This is a genomic window from Candidatus Methanocrinis alkalitolerans (assembly GCF_029167205.1).
Taxonomy (GTDB): domain Archaea; phylum Halobacteriota; class Methanosarcinia; order Methanotrichales; family Methanotrichaceae; genus Methanocrinis; species Methanocrinis alkalitolerans.
This window is the reverse complement of the sequence record NZ_JARFPL010000038.1, coordinates 1-21,808: the sequence shown is the minus strand read 5'-3', so window position 1 is coordinate 21,808 and position 21,808 is coordinate 1. Positions and strand designations below refer to the sequence as shown.

General features: G+C 60.3%; 28 protein-coding genes. 4 read left to right on the top strand and 24 right to left on the bottom strand.

All coding sequences use genetic code 11. The annotated features are described in order from the left end of the window. Positions 1–26: 26 nt before the first annotated feature. Complete coding sequence (locus P0O24_RS10450) at positions 27–590, top strand: RNA-guided endonuclease InsQ/TnpB family protein (protein ID WP_316969698.1); 564 nt, start codon at positions 27–29, stop codon at positions 588–590. 145 nt (positions 591–735) lie between these two features. On the opposite strand, the gene P0O24_RS10445 is transcribed toward P0O24_RS10450, so the two are convergent. Then, complete coding sequence (locus P0O24_RS10445) at positions 736–1,464, bottom strand: DUF128 domain-containing protein (protein ID WP_316969697.1); 729 nt, start codon at positions 1,462–1,464, stop codon at positions 736–738. Between the two features lie 146 nt (positions 1,465–1,610). Here P0O24_RS10445 and P0O24_RS10440 point away from each other — a divergent pair, with 146 nt between their 5' ends. Beyond that, positions 1,611–2,348, top strand: a complete 738-nt coding sequence (locus tag P0O24_RS10440) for an RNA ligase partner protein (RefSeq protein ID WP_316969694.1) — start codon at positions 1,611–1,613, stop codon at positions 2,346–2,348. Positions 2,349–2,385: 37 nt separating this feature from the next. Here the strand turns inward: P0O24_RS10440 and ftsY are convergent, their stop codons facing one another. The 10 genes from ftsY to serB all read right to left on the bottom strand — a co-directional run bounded on the left by ftsY (position 2,386) and on the right by serB (position 7,933). Then, complete coding sequence (gene ftsY / locus P0O24_RS10435) at positions 2,386–3,504, bottom strand: signal recognition particle-docking protein FtsY (protein ID WP_316969693.1); 1,119 nt, start codon at positions 3,502–3,504, stop codon at positions 2,386–2,388. Between the two features lie 11 nt (positions 3,505–3,515). Beyond that, entirely contained in the window at positions 3,516–3,953 is a 438-nt protein-coding gene (pfdA, locus tag P0O24_RS10430) for a prefoldin subunit alpha (RefSeq protein WP_316969692.1), read from the bottom strand. Next, positions 3,946–4,125 (bottom strand): 50S ribosomal protein L18Ae, encoded by a 180-nt coding sequence (rpl18a, locus tag P0O24_RS10425; RefSeq protein ID WP_316969691.1) that lies wholly within the window; start codon positions 4,123–4,125, stop codon positions 3,946–3,948. The genes pfdA and rpl18a overlap by 8 nt, the downstream gene beginning before the upstream one ends. A gap of 4 nt (positions 4,126–4,129) precedes the next feature. Beyond that, entirely contained in the window at positions 4,130–4,807 is a 678-nt protein-coding gene (locus P0O24_RS10420) for a translation initiation factor IF-6 (protein WP_316969690.1), read from the bottom strand. Further along, a complete protein-coding gene (locus P0O24_RS10415) occupies positions 4,785–5,057 on the bottom strand; it encodes a 50S ribosomal protein L31e (protein ID WP_316969696.1) in 273 nt (90 codons plus the stop codon). Before P0O24_RS10415 ends, P0O24_RS10420 begins: the two co-directional genes overlap by 23 nt. A gap of 9 nt (positions 5,058–5,066) precedes the next feature. Continuing rightward, complete coding sequence (locus P0O24_RS10410) at positions 5,067–5,216, bottom strand: 50S ribosomal protein L39e (protein ID WP_316969689.1); 150 nt, start codon at positions 5,214–5,216, stop codon at positions 5,067–5,069. Next, entirely contained in the window at positions 5,213–5,809 is a 597-nt protein-coding gene (locus P0O24_RS10405; protein ID WP_316969688.1) for a DUF7411 family protein, read from the bottom strand. The genes P0O24_RS10410 and P0O24_RS10405 overlap by 4 nt, the downstream gene beginning before the upstream one ends. Next, the gene (locus P0O24_RS10400; RefSeq protein ID WP_394356770.1) at positions 5,806–6,153 is read right to left on the bottom strand and encodes a DNA-binding protein; all 348 of its coding nucleotides are present in this window, start codon (positions 6,151–6,153) and stop codon (positions 5,806–5,808) included. Before P0O24_RS10400 ends, P0O24_RS10405 begins: the two co-directional genes overlap by 4 nt. Positions 6,154–6,162: 9 nt before the next feature. Then, positions 6,163–6,612, bottom strand: coding sequence for a 30S ribosomal protein S19e (locus P0O24_RS10395; RefSeq protein WP_316969686.1), 450 nt, complete (start codon positions 6,610–6,612; stop codon positions 6,163–6,165). Positions 6,613–6,733: 121 nt separating this feature from the next. Next, positions 6,734–7,933: a phosphoserine phosphatase SerB gene (serB, locus tag P0O24_RS10390; RefSeq protein WP_316969685.1), complete on the bottom strand. Its 1,200-nt coding sequence runs from the start codon at positions 7,931–7,933 to the stop codon at positions 6,734–6,736. A gap of 230 nt (positions 7,934–8,163) precedes the next feature. Here serB and P0O24_RS10385 point away from each other — a divergent pair, with 230 nt between their 5' ends. Further along, positions 8,164–10,344: an STT3 domain-containing protein gene (locus P0O24_RS10385; RefSeq protein ID WP_316969684.1), complete on the top strand. Its 2,181-nt coding sequence runs from the start codon at positions 8,164–8,166 to the stop codon at positions 10,342–10,344. 106 nt (positions 10,345–10,450) lie between these two features. Here the strand turns inward: P0O24_RS10385 and P0O24_RS10380 are convergent, their stop codons facing one another. The 10 genes from P0O24_RS10380 to P0O24_RS10335 form a co-directional block, all read right to left on the bottom strand. Beyond that, entirely contained in the window at positions 10,451–10,858 is a 408-nt protein-coding gene (locus P0O24_RS10380) for a CoA-binding protein (protein ID WP_316969695.1), read from the bottom strand. Continuing rightward, positions 10,858–11,865: a tetratricopeptide repeat protein gene (locus P0O24_RS10375; protein WP_316969683.1), complete on the bottom strand. Its 1,008-nt coding sequence runs from the start codon at positions 11,863–11,865 to the stop codon at positions 10,858–10,860. The genes P0O24_RS10380 and P0O24_RS10375 overlap by 1 nt, the downstream gene beginning before the upstream one ends. A 487-nt stretch (positions 11,866–12,352) precedes the next feature. Beyond that, positions 12,353–12,808, bottom strand: a complete 456-nt coding sequence (locus P0O24_RS10370; protein WP_316969682.1) for a hypothetical protein — start codon at positions 12,806–12,808, stop codon at positions 12,353–12,355. A 52-nt stretch (positions 12,809–12,860) separates the two neighbouring features. Beyond that, positions 12,861–13,634 (bottom strand): 4-hydroxy-tetrahydrodipicolinate reductase, encoded by a 774-nt coding sequence (gene dapB / locus P0O24_RS10365; protein WP_316969681.1) that lies wholly within the window; start codon positions 13,632–13,634, stop codon positions 12,861–12,863. Then, a complete protein-coding gene (gene dapA / locus P0O24_RS10360; RefSeq protein WP_316969680.1) occupies positions 13,631–14,506 on the bottom strand; it encodes a 4-hydroxy-tetrahydrodipicolinate synthase in 876 nt (291 codons plus the stop codon). Before dapA ends, dapB begins: the two co-directional genes overlap by 4 nt. Before the next feature lie 5 nt (positions 14,507–14,511). Then, positions 14,512–14,703: a 30S ribosomal protein S17e gene (locus P0O24_RS10355; protein ID WP_316969679.1), complete on the bottom strand. Its 192-nt coding sequence runs from the start codon at positions 14,701–14,703 to the stop codon at positions 14,512–14,514. 45 nt (positions 14,704–14,748) lie between these two features. Further along, on the bottom strand, positions 14,749–16,131 hold the full coding sequence (thiD, locus tag P0O24_RS10350; RefSeq protein ID WP_316969678.1) for a bifunctional hydroxymethylpyrimidine kinase/phosphomethylpyrimidine kinase: 1,383 nt from the start codon (positions 16,129–16,131) through the stop codon (positions 14,749–14,751). A 3-nt stretch (positions 16,132–16,134) separates the two neighbouring features. Next, the gene (locus tag P0O24_RS10345; protein ID WP_316969677.1) at positions 16,135–16,695 is read right to left on the bottom strand and encodes a hypothetical protein; all 561 of its coding nucleotides are present in this window, start codon (positions 16,693–16,695) and stop codon (positions 16,135–16,137) included. Between the two features lie 56 nt (positions 16,696–16,751). Next, entirely contained in the window at positions 16,752–17,165 is a 414-nt protein-coding gene (locus tag P0O24_RS10340) for a DUF61 family protein (RefSeq protein WP_316969676.1), read from the bottom strand. Positions 17,166–17,243: 78 nt separating this feature from the next. Then, a complete protein-coding gene (locus P0O24_RS10335) occupies positions 17,244–18,437 on the bottom strand; it encodes an HD domain-containing protein (protein WP_316969675.1) in 1,194 nt (397 codons plus the stop codon). 85 nt (positions 18,438–18,522) lie between these two features. On the opposite strand from P0O24_RS10335, the gene P0O24_RS10330 reads away from it, so the two are divergent. Then, the gene (locus tag P0O24_RS10330) at positions 18,523–19,152 is read left to right on the top strand and encodes a hypothetical protein (RefSeq protein ID WP_316969674.1); all 630 of its coding nucleotides are present in this window, start codon (positions 18,523–18,525) and stop codon (positions 19,150–19,152) included. Between the two features lie 101 nt (positions 19,153–19,253). On the opposite strand, the gene P0O24_RS10325 is transcribed toward P0O24_RS10330, so the two are convergent. The 3 genes from P0O24_RS10325 to P0O24_RS10315 all read right to left on the bottom strand — a co-directional run bounded on the left by P0O24_RS10325 (position 19,254) and on the right by P0O24_RS10315 (position 21,775). Continuing rightward, positions 19,254–20,630, bottom strand: coding sequence for a (Fe-S)-binding protein (locus P0O24_RS10325; RefSeq protein WP_316969673.1), 1,377 nt, complete (start codon positions 20,628–20,630; stop codon positions 19,254–19,256). 1 nt (position 20,631) lies between these two features. Beyond that, the gene (locus P0O24_RS10320) at positions 20,632–21,387 is read right to left on the bottom strand and encodes a heterodisulfide reductase (protein WP_316969672.1); all 756 of its coding nucleotides are present in this window, start codon (positions 21,385–21,387) and stop codon (positions 20,632–20,634) included. A 199-nt stretch (positions 21,388–21,586) separates the two neighbouring features. Further along, on the bottom strand, positions 21,587–21,775 hold the full coding sequence (locus P0O24_RS10315; RefSeq protein WP_316969671.1) for a hypothetical protein: 189 nt from the start codon (positions 21,773–21,775) through the stop codon (positions 21,587–21,589). Positions 21,776–21,808 lie beyond the last annotated feature (33 nt).

Genomic DNA, 21,808 nt, shown 5'->3' with positions numbered 1-21,808 from the left:
CCGGCGAAGAGTTCTCCGGTGACGGTATCGAGACCGTTCGATCCAAGATAGATAACCTCAAGGCCGATCTTCAAAGCTGTGGGACCGATAGCGCCAAACGTCATCTCAAGAAACTCTCGGGTCGAGAAGCCAGGTTTCGTCGGGACGTAAACCACTGCATCTCCAAAAAGTTGGTTGCGAAAGCCAAATACACCTCTTCCGTGATCGCCCTCGAAGATCTTCAGGGTATCCGGGAGAGGATGACGGTTTCGAAGGCTCAGAGACGCAAACAGCATAGCTGGGGATTCTATCAGCTCAGCCAGTTCCTCGAGTACAAGGCAGCGATCGCTGGAGTTCCAGTGGTCTACATCGACCCTGCCTATACTTCCCAGGAATGCCCCGTTTGTCATCATATATCCCGGTCAAACCGACCTACTCGATATCAGTTTGCCTGTGTCTGCTGTGGTTTCTCTGGCCCTGCTGACACCGTCGCAGCTCGAAACATAGCTGCAAGGGTGGCCGTCAACCTGCCCATCGTGGCCCGATTTTTTGCGGAGCCGCAAGCCCCCAATACTGGCGAGCATCATGCCCGCCAATTCATTGGCGGGTAGTTGACGGAAAATTAGTTGGTGAATGATCTTATAAAGAGCTCGGTCCCCGTCTCTGAGGGTCGCCTCAAAAGGCGAGGAGATCGATCTGGCGTACTCCTCCTCTCCTGTCGCCCGGGGGAGACGGTAGCGTCCGCCTCTTCTCCAGCTACGAGACGAGATCCTGGATGTGGGTCATCTCCCCGATCTCGGTGAGGCTGCTTATAGACTCGGTCTTCAAACCTATCCCATGGCTCATGGCGGCGGCGACGATGTTGGTACCTCCGACGAGGGACAGGCCCACGTGGTCCCGCTCCACCGATACCCCCAGGACGTTCATGTTCGGCTCACCCAGGTCCAAGACCCCAGAAAATCCGGCCTCCGCCAAGACCTCGAGCCTCTCCTCGATCCTCTCGACGGCCAGCATCGGAGCCTCCTGGAGGTTCCCGAGGATCCTTCCGCTCCCCGTCTGCATCATCTCCAGAACCGATGTAAGCTCCTGGCTGATGAGGACGTCGATGGGGTCGATCGTCGTCGCCCAGTACATCAGCATGTCGGTGAACCGAACAGGCTCGCGGTCGATCACCTCGATCACCCCCCCGCCCCGGGGCCTCACAGGGACCCCCGCCTTGAGGAGGACGGCGCTGACGGTGATGCTGCAGGCGGATAGTATCTTGGCCCTGCTCCCGAACGTCTCCACCTTCAGGTAGGGGCTGACGGCGAGGCCGCTCTCCATGACGTCCCGAAATATCCGCAAGGTAGAGTCCAGCATCTTCAGGTCCACCATGGTGGTGTTGGTGATGATAGCGCCTTCCATCTTCTGGGGGTCGAAGCTCACCTTCTGCATCAGGTTCTCGATTCTGCTCAGGCAAAAGACCAGGGGTTTCAAAGATACCACCGCATCCATCCCGCCGGAAGGCCGACCCCTTCTTCGGGGATGGGACGCGACCTCGGCGCAAGGTCCGCCATGGCGCTCATCCTTTAAATACGGTGGAGATGGGACGGGAAAGCGGTCTTATATCACGACGTACATACTTGGCCAAGATGTTGCGCCAGAGGTTCGTGCTAGATACCACAGCCCTCACCGACTCCCTCGCCTGGGAGGGGGAGGGTTGTACCGACATTTGCGAGGGGATGAACGCCATCCTCGACTGCATAGCCGAGGCGAGGCTCCACCTCGGAATAAGCTGCTACATCCCCTACCCCTCCGTCTACAACGAGATCAGGGACTTCGTCAAGCACAACGACTGCGACGAGGCGGTTCTCATCAAGGTCGACACCTGGCTCGTCAAGATGACCCCGGACCGGTACGAGGTGAAGATCCCCTCCAAGGTCTTCTACGAGTACGTCTACTACATGAGAAGCAGGATTAACAAGGGGATGAACGTCGCCGAGGGGGCGATCTGGGAGGCGGTGGCCAGGTGCATCGCCCTCAGCGCCACAGAAGGAGACCTTTCGTCGATGAAAGACGAGATCGAGAGGGAGGCGGTGGGAGGGATAGTGAGAAAGTTCCGGGAGAAGTACAGGAACGCCCTCCGCTACGGCATCCTCGACAGCGGACCGGACATAGACCTCCTCCTCCTGGCAAAGGAGCTGAACGCTGCGGTCATATCGCAGGATCTGGGGGTCCAGAAGTGGGCGGAGCAGCTGGGCCTGAGGTACCTGGAGGCGAGGACCTTCCCCGTCATGATAAAGGAGTACTTGAGCCGGGCGAGGGCGATCCAGAAGAGCGCCGGCCTGCCCCTTTACGTCCCCTTATCGGGGGAGGACGATACCCTCTGAATTCCAAAGAAAGATATTTTGGGGCTGAAAGCCCCCTTCATGACCCCAGGAGCCGATCCAGGAGCCAGTCAGGCTCGAACTTCACCAGGTCTGGATAATCCTGGCCGACCCCCAGGAAGAGGACCGGCTTTCCTGTGATGTGAGATATGGATATGGCGGCGCCCCCTTTGGCGTCGGCGTCGGTCTTGGTGAGGATCGTTCCGTCGATGGGCACCGCCTCGTTGAAGAGCCTCGCCCTCTCGACGGCGTCGTTTCCGGCGATCGCCTCGTCGACGAATATCAGAAGGTCGGGGTCCACCACCCTCACGATCTTCTTCATCTGGTCCATCAGGTTGATGTTGGTGTGAAGCCTCCCTGCGGTGTCCGCGAGGACGACGTCCCTGTGGTGGGCTTTTGCGTACTCCACGGCGTCGAAGATGACGGCTGCGGGATCTTTGCCGTCCTTGTGCTTGACGAGCTTCACCTCCAGGTTCTTCGCGTGGACCTCGATCTGCTCCACAGCCCCGGCCCGGAAGGTGTCCCCGGCGGCGAGGACGACGGAGTAGCCCCGATCTCTCAGGTACCTCGCCACCTTGGCGATGGATGTGGTCTTGCCGGTCCCATTCACCCCGACGAAGACGATCTTCACCGGTTTATCGGCCCGCGCGATGAACTCGTCGACGTCGAAATAGTTCTCAGAGAGGACCTTGAAGAGGGCTGACCTGAGCGCCTCCTCGACTATCTCGCCGATGTCGGCCCGGATCTTCTTCTTTCGCCCGACGAGCTCGTCTCTCACTGTGGCGACGATCGTCTCGGCGACGGGGAGGGCGACGTCGCTCTCCATGAGGGCCATCTCCAGCTCCCAGAGGGGGTCGGCGAGGTCCTTTTCGTCCAGGACCACCTCCTGCTCAAATATGAGGGACTTTGCCCTGGAGGTGAAGGACTGCTTCGCCTTCGCGCCGTTATTCTGGACTTGTCCCGCCTCTTCCTCTCCCGCCTTGCCCTCTTTTGCGGCGACTGCTCCGCCCTTATCTTGGGTGGGCCTCTTCTCTTCGGCGTTGGACTTGTCGGCGGCTTTCGCCTCGGCCTTCTTGGCTTCGGCCTCCCCCTTCTCCTGGATCTTGGTGGAGACGGCCTCTTTGAACCCCTTAAGCCTCTCCTTGAACCTGTTGAACAACTCTTTCGCCCCTACTCTGAAAACTGCCTCTCGTACTGGGCGGCGATCGACTGGATCTTCCCCATCTCCTCCTCGATCCTGGAGAGGGTCTGGCTGAGCTTACCTGAGGCCTCCGATAGCTGAGCCTTCCTCTTGCTGAGATCCTCTTTGGCGTCGGCGGCGCTCTTCTCGATGCTCACCCCGGCGCCCACCCCCACGATCACCTTATCCTTGGTGGAGAGCTTTGCGTGGACGAAGGAGTCCTGGCCGATGGGCACCAGCATATCCTGTCCATCTTCGGCCGCCTCCATCGCCTCCACCGCCTTGAGGGCCTTCTCGCACCCCTCCATCGAGAGCTGGAAGAGCCCCAGCTGCCGGACTATCGCCTCGGCCTCGGCCTGGCGCTGCTGATAAACCATCAGGAGTCTCCTGACCTCCTCCTCGCTGGGAACAGCCGGGGACTCAGCCAAGCGCCTTCACCTCTTCTATCTTCACCAGGTTTCTCTTGACTCCCTGCTTGCTCCCCAGGAGGGAGTAGGCCTTCTCCACGGCGTTCTTCTCGCTGTTGCTCTCGATCACCTTGGAGAAGGACTGCCAGCTGTTCTTCACCTTGAACTTCCCTTTGATCTCAAAATCGACCATAAGATTACCCCATAAAACCCAAAGCATCTTCGATCCGGCCCAGCTCCGGACCCGTCGTCTCGTCTCCGGCGACGTACCCTTTGCCGTTGGCGAGGATCGCCGACCCCACCAGAGGAGACCCGAAGTTCACCGTCCCCACGTCGACGGGGAGGCCGAAGAGGTCCTCCAGATCCGCCAGTTCCGCCTCCGATAGCCTCGGATGGGTGAGAACGCCCCGGTTGGTGACGGCGGAGGTCATCCCGACGGTCTTGAGGCCGCCGATGGTACCCCGCCGGACCTCGACGCCCAGGGTCCTTTTTATGCTCTCGCATGCCCGGTCCGATAGCCCCGGATGGACCAGGGCGGCGGTGTCGTTGGCGAGGATTACGTTTCCTGCGGCGCTGATCTTTCCGGGGAGCCTGGCCACCCTGCCGAGGGGAGATAGCCTCGCCATATCCTCTTCGCTGGCGTGAGGCGTAAGGATGAAACCGCGGCTGTTGGCGCAGACGAGGGACCCCACGACGGAGCTGTCCGCCACCGTCATCTTCAGCGGGACGAGCCCCAGGTGCCTCTCGATCGCCCTCATCGCCCCATCGACCGTCTCGGGAGGGACCAGCACCGCCTCTTCGGTGCAGCAGCCGAAGACCCCCAGAAGGGAGCTTCCCGCTATCTTCAGCCGTTTATCTGATCCGTTCGCCTGCAAACTCCGCCTCAACCCCGCCATCATCGAACTTGACCGCTTTCACCCTCACCCTGGCAGGTGGCTTCTCTGAGCCCCTCGCCCAGATCGCCTCGTTGAGGCCAGCGCCAATCTTCACCTCATCGACGGGCGTCTTCATATGTTTCGCCAGGTACTTTCTCACCTCGTCCACAGCCCTCTTGCTCCTCTTCCACCTCGGAGCCTTCTTCACTTCCCTCAAAGGAATCGTATAAACTCGTTCTGTCTCCGCCATCATCAACCCTCACTCTATGCTGCTCCGTCTCCAGTGACGTCTCTTGGGGTGGCTCACAACGTTTCGCATCGTCTTTATGATCACCCAGCCGGGCACTCGCCTGTTCTGGCCGAAGGCCTTGGCGTGTCTGATCTTCTTCCCTTTGGTTCTCCTGCTCAAATCCTCTTCCTCCTGACTACTCTCGTGTGCATGTGGTGGGCGGGAAATATCCTCGATACCGCCTCCCGCCCAAACCTCTCCTCCAGCGCCAGCCTCAGCCCTACCTCGAAGTCGGAGGCGGGCCGGTCCTCGCTGGGGAGCGTCTCGAAGTCCAAATAGCGAGATGCCAGGTCGTTGATCGTCTTGGACCCGTACCCCGCCAGAGGCCTGATGTAATGGACTTTGCGCCTGTCCTCCAGGCTCCTGACCCCGTCAGGGGTCATCATGGGAGCCCGATCTTCTCTCTTGGTCCCGTCGGCCAGAAACTCCCGTTCCTTGGAGAGGACCTCGAGGGCGTTTCTGTGGAGGTGGTTGAGTCCGTCCCTCGGATATCCCGCCCGGAGGAGAATCTCCAGGGCCTCCTCCACAACTCCGTCCTCGAAGACGATCGTCCTGTGGGGGAGGTCCAAAACCTCTGCCGCCCCCTTCGCCGCCTCGTCCGTATCGTGGCGACCGAAGGCGAAGGTCGCGAGCTCCACATCAAAGAACGGTTCCAGAAGAATCGAGGCTAAGGCGCTGTCCTTGCCGCCGCTGAAGAGAACTACGACCTTCATCGCCTGGTGATGTTGATCTCCCTCTTCTTGGGCTGAATCTGTTTGAGTATGGCTTTGAGCTGCTCGTCTGTTATGGCGCTCTGGAGCCGGCCGCTCTGGGCCAGGACCACCAGCTGAGACTCGATCTGGGATGCAAACTCGGGGCGGGCCATCCTAATGCTGCTGAGCCTCTCCCTCGCCTCGGGGGTGAGGATCGCCCTCAGAATCGCCTGCTTTCGGGCCTCCATCTCCTGCTGCATCTGCTCCTGCTGGGCCTGCTGGGCGGCGTACATCTGGGAGCCGGCCTGCTGCCTCTGGAGCTCTTCTATCCTCTTGCGCTTCAGCTCTGCGAGCTCATCATCCATATCCATGGATCAATACCTCTCCAGCTCCGGGATCGATTTCTGTACCTCTATTTTGACCTGATGAGATATGTTGTCCAGGAAAGACTGGCCCAGGGGGGTGAGCTGCCGTCCTGTCTTCATCTTCTTTACGTAACCCGCCTTCTCCAGCTGCTGGAGCGCCACCCTCAAGACAGACCCGCTCCCCTTGGCGAAGCTGCCGGTGACGGTCTTCCTTCTGTGTTTTCCGCCGTAGTAGGACCGGAGCCTCGATACGCCCACGGGCCCGTCGATGTATAGGCGGCGGAGGACCGATGCGCACCGCACGTACCACCAGTCCGGGTTTACTGGGGGCATCTCCTTGTTCACTCCAGTCTTCACATAAGCCGACCACTCAGGCGGCTCGATCTTCCCGCTGGTCTTCAGCTCTTCTGCCACAGCATCTATCAGGTTGTTGGGAGGCACGTCATAAACAGTCGTCAAATCATTCAATCCTCCGATACTAGATAATCAACGAATCAGAGTCATTAAAATCCGTCAAGTATAAATGCTTTTTCCGGATCCGGCGGACAGCCCCTCCGGGGGGCAGTGGAGTGCGCTAGCCCTAGAGGAGATCCCCGCCCTTGTCTGCGAGCCCCAGGACGTTCAATAGGCCTATGAGGTTCTCCTTGGAGAGGCTCCCGTCAGATACCTTCTTGAGGATCTCCTTGGCGTTGAAGGCGACCCCGAGGCCGGCGTTCTGGATCATCAGGCAGTCGTTGGCCCCGTCGCCGACGGCTACAACCCCGTCGGAGCTGATCCCTTCGAGGCCGGCGAGGTCATTTACGATCCTCCCCTTGGCGGCTCCGTCTATGATCTCACCCTCGATCTCGCCGGTGAGGACCCCGTCCCTGATCTCCAGGACGTTGGCGAAGGTGTAGTCGAAGCCGAGCCTCTCCTTGAGGATGTCGGTAAAGTAGGTGAAGCCGCCGCTGATCAGGGCGGTCTTGTACCCCACCTCTTTGAGGTGGTGGATCAGCTCTTCGGAACCGGGGGTTAGCTGTATGTTCTTTGCGATCTCCTCCAGCGCCCCCTCGGGCGTCCCCTTCAGGAGGCGGACCCTGCTCCTCAGGGCCTCCTCGAAGTCCAGCTCTCCGTTCATGGCCCGCATGGTGATCTCCTCCACCTCCCGGTCGACCCCCGCAAAAGATGCCATCTGATTTATCGTCTCGAAGTCGACTATCGTCGAGTCCATGTCGAATACGATGAGCCGCCTCTCCTTTCTGGACTTGTCCAGGCTCTGGACGACGACGTCGAGGCCCAGCTTCTCGCACTCGGCCTTCAGATCCCCCCGGAGCCTCTCGGCATCGAGGGGGCCGAAGTCCATAACGAACTCGATGGATATCAACTCGCCTCTCGCGGTGACGAGGGCCTTCTCGATGTTGACCCCCCTCTCGGCGGCGAGGGTCGCGACGTCGTAGATTATCCCCACCCTGTCCCTCGCGAGGATCGTCACCACATGGAGGTTCTTTCTCCCCATCCGCTTACCCCGGTATTGATCTATGGGTAGGAAGCTGACCTCGACTCCGAGATCCGCCGCCGTTCTTTGGAGGGCGGCCTCAAGCTCCTTCGGTGTCGCGTCGGCCTTTCCGAAGTCCGCCACCATTGACATCACCAGGCGACCCTGGAGGATCCTCTGGTCGAGGTCGACGATGTTGACCTTCATCTTCGCCGGAGCCTCCAGAAGGTCGCAGATTATCCCCGGCCGGTCCTTTCCCAGGACTGAGATCACCCATAGGTCAAAGTCGCAAGCCGGTTCCGCCATCGATCCCATCTCTTTCTCCAATCTGACCGAGGGGGTGACGACATCCCAGACTAAATACTTTTTCAGCCCCGCCCGTAGGGCTTCTGGGCGTCCCCTCAAACGAAAGGCGACCGGCCAGTAGATAAGCCTTAAAAGTAAGTGTTAAAAGGATTCGGAAACGAAGGCCATACATAGGCTGGAAGTCGGGGAGAAGCGGGCTTTCTATGCTGAGAGGGGCGAGGCAGAGGTTGATGGATCGAAGAAAGTCGTACGAGGCTTGGGGGGTTTTTGGGGCCTTGGTTTTGGGGCTACTGATGAGGCTGATCCCGGCGAAGAATTCGATCGTCGATGGTGACGTCCTCTTCTTCGGGTACGATTCCTTCTACCACCTCCGCCGGATCTTCTTCACCGCGGAGAACTTCCCCACCACCCTCTGGTTCGACTCTTACCTCAACCATCCCCTGGGGCTCGATCTCACCTGGCCGCCCCTATTCGACCAGGCGGTGGCGGCCGTCGCCATCCTCTTCGGAGGCGGCATCCGGGCGGTCGAGATGACGGCGGCCCTCGCCCCACCAATCCTGGGAGCTGGGATGATCCTGACGGTCTACATCCTGGCGAAGAAGCTCTTCGGCACGAGGGTGGCGATCCTCTCCGCCTTCATCCTCGCCATAGATCCGAAACATATCGGACGAACCCATTTCGGGGTGGCAGACCACGACGTACTGGAGTCGCTCCTCATCTTCTCTGCGCTCGTCCTCCTGACGTACGCCCTATCCGAAAGAGATGGGAGGGTCTGGTTTGGGGCCGCGGCGGGGGCTCTCCTGGCCGCCGTCGCCTATACCTGGCTTGGGGCGCCGATTTACATGGGCGCGATCCTGATCTACGCGACGATACAAGTCGCCCTCGACCTCCGGGGCGGCGCCCGCACCCAGGAGACGATCGTCCCCCTGGCGGCGACCTTCGGGACGGCTCTCCTCCTCATCCTGCCCTTCTGGGACGAGCCCTGGCTCGTACCCTCCTTCTTCGGAGCCCTGGGGTCTCTTGCCGCCCTGGGCGTTCTCTGCCTTCTATCCCGCCTCTTCGCCGAAAAGAAGGTGACATGGATCGCCTTCATCCCAGCGGTGGCGGTATCCGGCTACGCCGCCATCCTCCTGGGCTACGTCACCGGCGCTGCCCCAAAAGCTCAGATTCTCCTCTCGTCGGGGCTGGACTACTTCTTCTTGGGCGGCGCGGCGGGGCAGAGGATCGCCGAGGCAGCGCCGCTCCATCGGACCCTCGACTTCCCATCCCTGCCCTTCCTCGGCTTCGCCGTCGCCCTTCTGGGCCTTGGGGTAGCGATATCGTCGGCATCCCGTCCCCGCCTTCCAAGAGACCGGGCGCTTTTTCTGATCTATGCAGCCTTCACCCTCGTCTTGGCGATCTTTCAGGTCCGATTTCTCTACCTCTTCTCCATCTCCGGATCGATCCTCGTCGCTCTCCTCTTCTTCTGGGCCTCCGACAGGTTGAAGGCCTCCGGAAGGGCGGGACCCTCGACGACCAAAGCCCTCTCCATCGCCCTCCTGGCCCTCCTCCTTCTTCCCAGCTTCGTCGGGGTCGGAGAGATAGGACGGTATCGACCGGAGGTTTCTGGAGACTGGATGGAGACCCTCGACTGGATGGAGAAGAACACGCCAGCTACGGCGGGGTACGAGGCGCCCTTCCGGGCCGCGGAGTATGGAATTTTGAGCTGGTGGGATTACGGCAACTGGATCCTTTACCTATCGGAAAGGCCGGTGGTGGCTAACAACTTCCAGGCTGGGGCGAGGGACGCCGCCCTCTTCTTCCTCTCCGAAGACGAAGTGGAGGCGGTGGCCATAGCAGAGGGAAGGGACGCTCGATACGTGGCGACCGATGCGAAGATGGTATACAGCAAGCTTCCGGCCATCGCCAGCTGGGCGGACGAAGATCCAGAGAGCTACATCACCATATACACCCACTGGGACCTCGTCACCTACGACCACAAAAAAAGGTTCATGGGCACCATCCTGGCGAGGCTTCACCTCCTGGACTGCTCGAACCTCGGCCACTTCCGTCTCGTCTTCGAGTCGAATAACTCGGTGGGGCTCATCTTCCCGACGAGGGAGGTGAAGGTCTTCGAGAGGGTCAGTGGCGCTACGATCTCCGGCACCACCTCTTACGAGAAGCCGATGGGGGCCATATTGGAGATGACGTCAAACCAGGGGAGGAGGTTTCAGTACTACAACTCGGCGATACCTGTGGATGGCCGCTACGAGATCACCGTACCCTACTCCACCGACGCAACGACCGGAACGAGGGCCATGGGCCCCTACATTGTGGGGCCGGTGGAAGATTTCGTAGGTGGAGATTTCCGGGAAGTAGAGGTGACCGAGGAGGACGTCCTCTCCGGGAGGGTCGTGGAGGCGAACTTCTGACCTTCAGAGATCGATGAGCTATCCTCTCCACCCCCCCCACTCTCGCCACCACCTCTCTCGCCGCACCTTATCCGGCCAAGATCCTCCTCATACCCGCGGGCCAGCCTCAAAGGAGAAGCTGGCAGCACGTCTTGATGCAGATCCCCGCAACGACGGACCTCCCCTCCCGGTGGAGGGCAGAGATGACCTCCTGGTTCTCTGTGCCGGGCTGGAGCCAGAAGGTCTCAAACCCCACCTCTCGGGCCTCTTCTGCGAGATCGTAGACCGCCTCGGGCCGCCTGAAGACGTCCAGGATATCTATCTTCTCCGGGACGTCCTTTATGGACCCTAGGACCGCCTCACCCAGGATCTCCTCACCCTGGTGCTGGGGGTTTATGAGGTAGATCTTGAAGCCGTACCTCTTCACCGTTTCAGAGACGAAGTAGCTGGGCCTGTATCTGTCGGGGGATATCCCGACGACGGCTACGGTTCTGCTCTTTTCGAGGACCTCTCGGAGCCCTTCTTCGTCTTCTATTATCGGCAGAGCCGGTCACCCCCATCGCCGAACTCTCCGGGCGCATCTCCGCAAGTCATCTGGCCCTCCATGTAAGAGGGTCCGGTGATGCCGGCCCCCATCATCATCCCATCGACGAGGGCGAGGTTCTCGGAGTAATTGGCCGACATGGGATCATCGGCGCCCCGGGACTCCATCGATATCCTAAAAGCCCGCTCAAAGGAGGCCTTCGCCCCAGGAAGGTCCCCCATCTTCAGGAGGACGAGCCCCAGGTTGTTGACTGTCGTCGCCACCATGGGGTCGTCGGGACCGCGGGCCGCCTCACATATCAGAAGAGCCCGCTCGAAGGAGGCCTTCGCCCCAGGAAGGTCCCCCAGCTCCACCAGGAGGCCCCCGAAGTTGTTGACGTCGGCGGCGAGGTTGGGGTGGTGGGGACCGAAGGCGTTCTCGTCGATATCTATCGCCCTCTCAAAGCAGGCCCTCGCCCCCTCCAGATCTCCCATCTCCTGGAGGACTAGCCCCAGATTGTTGACGTTTATGGCGACGTTGGGGTGGTCTGGGCCGTAAGCCCCCTCTTCGATCAGAAGCGCCCGCTCAAAATAGGCTCTCGCGGCCGGGAGATCCCCCATATCCCGGAGGGCAAGCCCCAGGTTGTTCATGTATGTGGCCACCATGGGGCCGTCGGGGCCGTATCTCATCTCCCCGATGCCGAGGGCCCTCTCAAAGCAGCGCTTCGCCCCAGGAAGGTCCCCCTGGTCTCGGAGGACGAGCCCCAGGTTATTTACGACGATGGCGACGCTGGGGTCGTCGTCCCCCAGGACCCGCTCCGCCCTCTCTAAAGATGCGCGAAAGCTAAATTCTGCCTCCTGGAGGTCTCCGGAGGCGTAGAGGACCATCCCCCGGTTGTTCAGATCCGCGGCCTCTGCTACATCAGCGCCATCTGGGCGAAACTCGGTCGCCGTCCCCGAAAAGGGGAGGGAGAAGAAGATCATTCCGATGAATAGGGCCCGGAAGAGTATCGATCTCATTGAATTCAGATCGAATTTATACCTTGGATGCGATATGAAATTTTCGGAACTATGGACCCCCCCTTTCGCCGTCGATCTTTGAGACCCTCCGATTTGAGACCCTCCGATAGTAATTAATACAACCTCGGCCCATCTCACCGTCAACTGGCTGAACATGCTGAGGTGAGGATAATCATGGGAGATAATGGATTGGCAATCGTGATGATGGTCGTCGGGTTCTTGATCGCTTTTATAGTGCCGATTTACGCCATGGCAGCGATATTCTGAGGAAGGCCGCGGTCGGAAGGTCCGCGACAGCCCCCTCCGATATCCTCTTTTTGTCCGGAGTCTTCTCCGGTGATGCTCTTCTTTTTTTATCCCGGGTGATGGGTCTCTCTCAGGAAGGCCCCTCGCCTCCGCCATCGGCATGACGACCTATCTTCCCTGGGCTGCCCACGCCTCCGCCATCGGCATGACGACCTATCTTCTCCGGGCTGCCCTCTCCTCGTCAGATATCTATCCTCACCCCGAAGAGCCTCTCGAACTTATCGTACTTGGCCCGGGCACGGTAGAGGTTCTGCCGGGTGTAGGCTTCGCCCCTCTCACACCGCTCCATATCCCTCAGCTCCGCGGGGGTGAAGACCGTCTCCAGCTCCTCTCGAGAGAGGGCCAGGATGCCGGAGGCTTTGCGGATCTCTTCTGCGGGCTTCTCCGGCGCCGCCACCCCCAGATCGAACTCCCCCTTCCAGGACCAGCTCGAATCATACTCCAGGAGGAGGGGCTTCTCACAACCCCGGCAGCGGGCCGCCACCATCCAGCCTCCGGATATCCGGTAGTAGGCTATGGAGGCGAGCTCACCGTCGCAGAGAGGGCAGAACCCAACAGCGTTCCCCTCCACAGAGGTGGGCACCACCTTCCGTCCCTCAAAAAAGAGGCATCTATCGTCTCGATCTAGCCTGTACATCTCTCCAACGCCGGCGTCTCCCTGGAGTCTCGCCGGTTTCTTCCCTGGGTTTTTATTTCTGGCCGAGGACGTCGGCCATCGAGTAAATCCCGGCGGGGACCGCCACCACCCACCTTGCGGCCCGGACCGCGCCGGTGGCGAAGGCCTGTCTGCTGGAGGCCTGATGTTTTATCTCAAGCCTCTCGCCGGGGCCGGCGAAGAGGACGGTGTGATCACCGACGATATCACCTGCCCTGATGGCGTGAACTCCGATCTCATCTCCCCGGAGGCCCTGGCCTTCCCTTCCGTAGACTACTCCGTCCCTGCCTGTAGCCTCCGCCAAGACCCTCACCGCCTCCGCCGCAGTACCGCTGGGGGCGTCCATCTTGTTTCTGTGGTGGGCCTCCATCACCTCGATGTCGTACCCCGACAGCGACCTGGCGGCTTCATCGATCAGCCTCCAGAAAAGGTTGACACCGACGCTGTAGTTCGGCGAGATGACGGCGGCCACCCTCCCTTCGATGGCGCTGGCCATCACCCTCCTCTGATCCGGGGTGAAACCGGTGGTTCCCACCACCAGGTTGACGCCCTCCTGGGAGGCCGTCTGAACGTTCTCCAGGGTGGCGGCGGGGATGGTGAAGTCGATGAGCACCTCGGCTCCCGACCTGATGAGCACCTCGCCCATATCCGACGGGTCAGAGACTGCGACGCCACCTCCCAACGGGTCGCCGATCCCCAAGATGTCGAAGCCCGCCACCAGAGCCAGATCGTCGAACCTTCTGACCTCCTCGATGATCAGCTGGCCCATCCGCCCCCTGGACCCCGCCACGGCTATCTTCGCGGTCATCGAAACTCGCCCAGAAGGTCGACGGCCTCTTTCAGCCTCTTTTCGTTCTTCTCCGACATCGGCGCCAGGGGGAGCCGGAGGGGGCCCGCGGAAAGCCCTATCATCCCCGTCGCGGCCTTCACCGGGATCGGGTTCGTCTCCAGGAAGAGCGCCTCGGCGAGGGGGGAGAGGGAGTAATGGATCTTTCTGGCAGTCTCGAGGTCTCCCCTGAAGATCGCATCCACCATCGCCACCATCTTCCTCGGAGCCACGTCCGCCACCACAGATATTACTCCCCTTCCTCCAAGGGCCACTATGGGGATGGTGAGGACGTCGTCTCCGGATAGAACGAAAAATTCCTCGTCCTGGGTCAGCTCGATAATCCTCGATACCTGGGAGAGGTTACCGCTCGCCTCTTTGATGCCGACGACGTTCCCGATCTTCGCCAGCTCCGCCACCAGCTCGGGCTTGAGGTTGATCCCTGTCCTCGATGGGACGTTGTAGAGGATCAGCGGGATCTCACAGCTCTCGGCCACCGTCCTGAAATGAGCCTCCATCCCCCGGTCGTTGGGCTTGTTGTAGTAGGGGGTTATGAGGAGGGCCGCATCGGCGCCCGCATCCTCGGCGTGCCTCGTCAGCTCCACCGCCTCTCTCGTGTTGTTGGAGCCGGTACCCGCCACCACTGGCACCTTCGACGAGTCGACGGCGACCTCTACCACCCTATTGTGCTCCTCGAAGGTGAGGGTGGCGGACTCGCCGGTGGTGCCGCAGGGGACTATCCCAGAGACGCCGGCATCGCCGAAGAACTCTATATTTCCCCTGAGCCCCTCCTCATCCAGCTCTCCGTCCTCTTTGAAGGGCGTGATGATCGCCGGCAACACACCTTCAAACATTCACCTTACTCCCCTCTGATCTGGACTCGACGGGTGATGTAGCCCGCGACCCGGTTGCGAATGGTCTTGTACCTGATATCGGTATACATCGAGACCATATCCTTGTTATGCTCGAAATCGGCGTTGAAGGAACCCTGGTACGCCTTCATCAGGTCATCTGCAAAATTCTTGATATAGTTCGGCTTTACACTTCCCATATAGGACACTCCAAATAAAGAACCGCAATGTCAGAGCATCGAAGATCAATTTATAGGTTCCTGTCTGAACCGCAGAAGCCTGGCTATCCGTACCGCTGAACCTGCCACCTCTCGGGCAGATCGGCCCAGAAGCCTCACCATCGGCTCCTTGCCCACCCCCCCCAGGTCCCATATCGCCGCGGGAACGAGGGGAGAGGCGCCGGACGACGCGCAGGAGGAAGACCCCTGACCCGATTGAAAGAGCTCTATCGCCTCCACCGTCCCCCAGCTCATGGTCTTTGAGGACGAAGGCTGATCCTCTCTTCTGAATTGAGATGTGGATAGGCCGAGGGCCCCCACCGCCTCCAGGACGTCCTCGCCGTAACGGATGTTCATCCCGGCCCTAGTCTCTGGATCGAAGCTCATCGCCGACAGTATCACCCTCGCGACGTGGCCGCTGGCCCCGAACCGGACGGCACCACATCCTACGGCCCTGGACCCCGCCCTCACCATCCTCCCCTCGACGGCGGCGACGTCCTCGCGTCCCCTGGCGGCGGAGATCGCCATCGCCAGGTTTGATCCCACCTCCGGGATCAGATGAACGAAGGCCTCCTCCGCGAGGAGGATCGCCACACTCCGCTCTACCTCCGTCAGGACGTCGAACCTATCGGCCCTCTCCAGGACGTCGCCCAGGGGGTTGACCGGAGAGGCGCCCCTGCCCACGTCGAAGCTCTCGTTGACGGAGGCCGCTGCGAACTTCTTTGCCGCCACAAGAGCCCTCTTCAGATCCCAGCCCCGCCCCAAAAAGGCGGTGAGGGCGGCAGAGTAGGTGCATCCGACGCCGTGGTTACCCCCCACCACCTTCCTGCCGGAGATCTCGATATGGCCCAAGGAAGTCACCAGAAAGTCGGTCCCCTGGAGGTGGCCGCCGGTGACGACGGCTGCCTCGGCCCCCATATCGAGGATCGCGGAGGCGGCCTGCAGGGCGCTCTTCTCGTCCGATACCCTGACCCCAGTGATAGCCTCCGCCTCGAAGATGTTGGGGGTCACGATTCGGGCGAGGGGGATCAGCCTCTCTCTGAGGATGTCTAATGCCTGAGGGTCGAGGAGCCTGCCTCCCGCCTCCGCCTCCATAACAGGGTCGACCACCAGAGGAATATCGTTCCTCTCGAAGAACCCGGCGACCTCCGAGACGATCTCAGCCGAGGAGAGCATCCCCGTCTTGGCGGCGGAGATCTCGAAGTCCTCGACGAGCGCCTCCAGCTGGGAAGCCACCGCCTCGGGGGCGAGGGGATATACCCTTCTCACCCCCAGGGTGTTCTGGGCCGTCGCGGCGGTTATGGCGGAGGTTCCGTGAAAGCCCAGGGCGGCGAAGGTCTTGACGTCCGCCTGAATCCCGGCGCCCCCGGAGGAGTCGGACCCTCCTACGGTGAGAAGGACTCGGCCCATGGATCAGCTCCGCCCTTTCGCCTTCGTCTCAGCCTCTCGGAGGAGGTCCTCGGATAGGTCGTACTTCTCGGCGATCTTCTGGGCCTTTCTGTAGAGGCCGGAGTCCATATGCGCAAAAAAGGCCTTCTCCGCAGCCGCTATCCTCATATCGGCGGGGAGGTCGAACTGGACGGCGATCTCGGCGGCGTTCTTGGCGAGGCCGAAGTCCATGCTCTTCTCGTAGGCCTGGACCGCCGCCCCCCTCGTCATCTGCGGGGGGAGGTCGAACTTCTTGGCGTACTCCGCCGCCGCCTTGTAGTGCTCGTGATCCACCTTCCTCTGAAAAGACTTTGCTGCCGCCGCCTTTGCGAGATCATCGGGGAGGGCGTAATCCTTGGCAAGGTCGGCAGCTATCGAGTGCTCTCCAAGTCTCAGGAGCTTATGATACTCCTTCTCTACAGATCCCTGAAGCATATCGGCGGGTATGGAATAGTCCTCCCTGATCTTCGCCGCCTCAGTGTACTTGCCCTGTGCCATCTTCTCTTCGAAGAGCTTCACAGCATCGGTCAGTATTTTCTCTGCCATCGCAAAACACCTCAAAGCCCTTAATCTGTCCCCATCCTATAAAAATTAAAGCGAGTTCATCTCAGAGACGTGACGAAGGCGTACTGGCTGGTGGTGGGAAGGCTCCTCCTGAGCTCCCTGATCTCCGGCATGTAGACGATCACCATCTTCCGGTCACCCCGGTCGATCTTGAGGAGCTTTTTTGCCAGCATACATTCTGCCTCCCCCTGGATCCGGGCCGAGCCGCTGCCGTACTGAGGAGCCATCTCTATGAGGATCGGAAGCCTGAGCCGGTCCCAGAGGTAACGGGGTACGGACTCGGATATGAGCTTCAGCTCCTTTTTGTCCATGATGTAAAATGTGTTGTCCTTTCCCCGGATCCCGGGCTTCTCCTCTTTGAGAAGCTCGGTGAGCCTCTTCCTCCTCCCCGGAAGGTGCTGGTTCATCGACTGAACCGTCTTGACTATCAGCTTGTTGTCAACGGCGACCATCCTCCTCTACTCGGCTCCGGGCCGACTTAAAGGTTATCGGTGACCATAGAGGTCGAGTACGACCCCTCCTCCTCGAAGTCAGAGGTCTTCTAAGGTGTGCTGGACGGGGCAGGTCCCGATCTGGAGGTGGCTCATCGCCGCCCTCTTCACCCTCTCCCGGTTCTCTTCGGTGGTGTAAACCCCGAGCCTCCAGGCTGCCAGATGAGCGCTCTCCATGATGGTGACCAGGGGTGATACCTCCCGCAGCGGCCTCTTCTCGCCGTCCCTTCCCGCGATGGAGACGTTCCCCTCGGCGATCCTGGGAAGGGCGGGCTTATCGACGAGGACGTAGCGCGGATCGATGCCCGCCTGATCTGCTATCTCCTCGGCGATCCTATCCTCCCTTCCCCGGTCGACGATCCCCGGCGACTCCAGCAGGTCCCGGCCGACGTAGACCGCCCGTTTGAAGAGCCGCCTCATCCTGATCCTCCCCATGATCTCTCCGGGGTATCCCTCAGCCCCGGTCATGGCAGCCGAAAGCTCCAGATCATCCATATCCCTGATCTTCCGGGGATCCGCCCCCTCCTCCACCATCGCCCGGACCCCAGAGCCCAGCATCTCTTGCGCTATCCTCGATACGTGATGGAAGTAGACCGTCGGGTACATGAGAAGCCTGGATACCAGGAGCGACTCGGCGGCGTGGACGCCCCCCTCCTCCAGGGCCAGCTGGCCGTCCCTTATGACCATCGTATCCATCAGCCTCTGATGATCGATGACGCCGTAGGCGACGCCGGTATAGTGGGCGTCCCGGGTCAGGTAGTCCATCCTGTCGACGTCCACCTCTCCGCTCACCACCTGGCCGAGGTGGGCCTCCCCTCTGATCAGCATCTGAATCCGGTGGGGTCTGATGCCGTGATCTCTCAAGGCGTCTCCCAGCTCTCCCCTCTTCAGCCGGTCTGCGACCTTCTCGTGCTCCTCCCGGAGGAAGGCGGATAGGACCTTCTCGGTGGCGTGGGAGAAGGGGCCGTGGCCTACGTCGTGGAGGAGGGCCGCAGCCTGGATCTCCAAAGCCTCCTCCTCGGAGACTTCGAGATGGCGGGCGAGAAGGCCGGAGAGGTGGTAGGCTCCGAGGCTGTGCTCGAACCTGGTGTGGTTGGCTCCGGGGTATACGAGGTTCGCGAGCCCCAGCTGCTTCACCCACCTCAACCTCTGCATATCCCGGGTGTCGACGAGATCCATCGCCACCTCGTCGAGCTTGACGTAACCGTGGACAGGATCCCTTATGGTGGTCATGAAAGCCTCGCCATCCCCTGGAACCTCCCTATGGTTTACCCTTTCCGTCGCCTTTAATAGATCTCAGTCCGATACGATAAAGCTGATGATCATAGATATGCGGAGGAGAAAGGGCAGAGATCCGCTTTTGATCCTGGCAGCCCTGGCGTCTCTTTTGGCGATATCGACCACAGGCCTCGCCGCTGAAGAGCCCAGCCTTTCGGGGCTTTGGGCCTTCCGATGCGATGGAGATGGGGCGGCAGGCGACGATCTCTTCCCCCTGGCAGAGTTCACCGCCGCCATATTCCAGATGGGGACCGCCGTCTCGGGTCCCTCCACCGGCGACGTCCCGGGACCCTGGAACGGAATGGTGACGGGACGGATCGATGGGGGACGCCTCGACCTGGAGGTTCTGTTGATAAGAACTCCCCTGACGGCGGCGAGGATGACAGGCGCCATCACCGAGTCCGGGGATATGGCGGGGACCTTCGTCTCCTCGGACGAGACCGGCTCCGCCTGGAAGGGGTCGTTCTCGGCGACGCTGACGAGCCCCGACACCTCCCTCTACGAGCCGGCGTCCCCGGAGCCCCTCACCTTCGTCCCCGCCATATCGGGGGGGATCTCTGACTTCCAGGAGTTGACGATGACGCCACCCGTGGAGGAGGCGCCGAAGAGAAGAGAGGTACAGGTCATAGGCTACACCAGGGATACGATCTACTCAAGGCCCGTGATGTGATCTCAGGAAAGTGAGCGACGGAGATTAGGGAAGGGAAAAAGATAGAAAAGGAGAAGCGAGAAGGCCGGGATTCTCAAAAACCCGGCCGTTTTCCGAAGGTTTTAGTGGGCCTCTCCTACGAGATCTTTCCCCTCGGCCTTCCTCTCGATCGTCTCGATCTCGCAGACTTCCTCGCAGACTATGACGTCCTGCTCCTGGAACTGCATGTAGGGGTTGTCGGGGATGGTGGTGTCCAGGCCCATGGCTGCGGCCATCATCTCCACCACGTCCACGATCTTGACGTCGGACGCCTCCGTCAGGGCCGCACGTCCGTCCATTATGTTCCTCCTGCAGAAGGGGCAAGTGCTGGCAATAATGTCGGCTGCGATCAGATCTGCGTCTTCGAGCCGAGCCTTGGCGCAGTCGAGGGCTAGATCTGGAATCCCGGCCTTGACGCCGCCGCCGGCGCCGCAGCACCTCTGAAACTCCCTCGACCTGGCCATGTCCTCGAACTGGACTCCAGGGATCGACTTGAGGATGTCCCTGGGGGCCTCGAAGGACCAGTCTCTTCCCTTGACGTGCATCAGATGTCTTCCGTTGTGGCAGGGATCATGGTAGGTGACCTTGAAATCCAGGGGCCTCTTCCACTCCACCTCGCCGCTCCTTACCTTATCCCTCAGGTAAACGGATAGGGGCATCGTCTTGTAGGGGATGTAACCCTCATACCACCTGGGCCAGTCGATGGTGGCAGCTCTGAGGCAGCCGGCACAAGCGAAGAGGACGGTCTCGACCCCTCTCTCCTTCAGGGCATCGATGTTGTGAACGGCGTGATCCCGCATTACAGGCCTCTGTCCCGTTCTGATGAGAGCCGAGGCGCAGCACCATTCGTCCTCGCCGAGCATGCAGAAGGGTATGTCCAGGGAGTTCATCAGCCGGACTGTGGCGACGCCCAGGGCCTGCTGCCGATAGGCTGCGGTGCAGCCGGCGAAGTAGGCGACCTTCTCAGACTCCAGGACGGTGGCGTCGTCGGGGACCCAGCAGAGCCTCTCAGACTGCTTTGCCTGGAAGGGATTTCTGTCTTTTCCGAGGAGGCCGGGGAAGAAGGACTGCTTCCCGTAGGGGCCGTTTCCTCTCGCCACCATGTTGGGCCTCATAGCCTCCCATAGCTCCACGGTGTTTATCCCCGACTCGCAGACGGTACCGCAGACACCGCAGGTGGTGCACATGTACGCGTCGTCTTTCCAGATGTCGATCTCGTCCTCGTTGAGGGGCTTGGGACCGAAGAGCTTCGCCCGGAGGCCGTACTGGCTTCCCAATAGCTCCCTGAACTTGGCGATCTTGTACATGGGGGTTATCCCGGGCCGGTCCTGCCTCACATCGAAGGTGGGACACCACTTCATGCACTCCTGACACCGGGTGCACCCGTCCAGCTCCATGAACTGGGTGGACATGAGGAACCCTGATACGAGGGGCTTCTTCTCGTTTCCTGCATCTGCCATCTTATTCGCCTCCTCTGTTTGCGAGAATCGTCAGCGGCGCGGCTATTACGTGCATGTACTTGCTCCAGGGAAGGATTATGGCGAATAAAGCCAGCGCCAGTAAAGTGTGAATCAGGGCGAAGTGGGGCGCGTATATCGGGTAGGAGAAGACGTCTCCCACCAAAAAGGAGTTGCCTCGCATCCACTGGGCGTAGAAACCGGTGATGGTGATCAAAAATACGCCGCCCAGGAGTACCACGTCGTAGGCAGAGGTCCGTGCTCTGACCTCCCGGAGGAACACCCTCCTCGCGACCCCTATGGTAGCCCCGAATAAGAGCATGTAGCCGAAGATATCGAAGGGCAGCGCCATCATATCAAATATCACTTCCGCCTGGTGAGCGTATCCCAGGAGGTTGAAGTGGATGACGGTGTCCAAGAGCAATCCGACGCCTGATAGGGCGGCGAGGATCACAAATCCATAGAAGATGGTGATGTGCATCGCCCATCTCACGGGGCTCCTCCTGAGAGTCCTTCTCAAGAGGAGGACGTCGAGGACGAAGGTCTTTACGAATACCCATACGCCATCTTTGAAAGCTTGATGAATCCATGTAGCAATAAAGAGCCAGAAGCTGTGTCGCAGCTCATCCTGATAACCGGTGGACCCCATCCCCCACTTCTTGAAGTTGAAGTAGATGCCGTAGATCCAAACACCCAATACCAAAACGGTAAGGGCGATCACTCTCCAATATGTGAGACCAAGGGTGTAGAAATCTGCCATCTCATTTCCTCCTTTTCTTAAACCATTACCGACTCCATCCGACCATCCTTTCCATTTGGGAATAACCTGAGAAACTAATACTTAAACGTTCCCTTCTGATCATTTTGATGATCGAATAATTTTGCAGAGGGGGGAAAAGGGCATAAAAAAGGGCATAAAAAATGGGTGGTATGGAGACGGAACGAGAAAGGCGGACGCTCTACTTTGCGAGCGTCACCTTCTCGATGGTAACCTTTGCGTCCTTGAGGACCAGCTTGATCCCTCCAGCCCCGCCCGCAGACATCGCAAAAGCGAGGGCTGCTCCCGCCGCCGGTGCCGCTGCTGCGGCGGGGGCGGCTGCTGCTTCAGGTTCCTTCTTCTTCAGCTTAAGTGACAGTTTCTTTGCCATTTCCTTCGACCTCCTACACCCTCAAACGCAGAG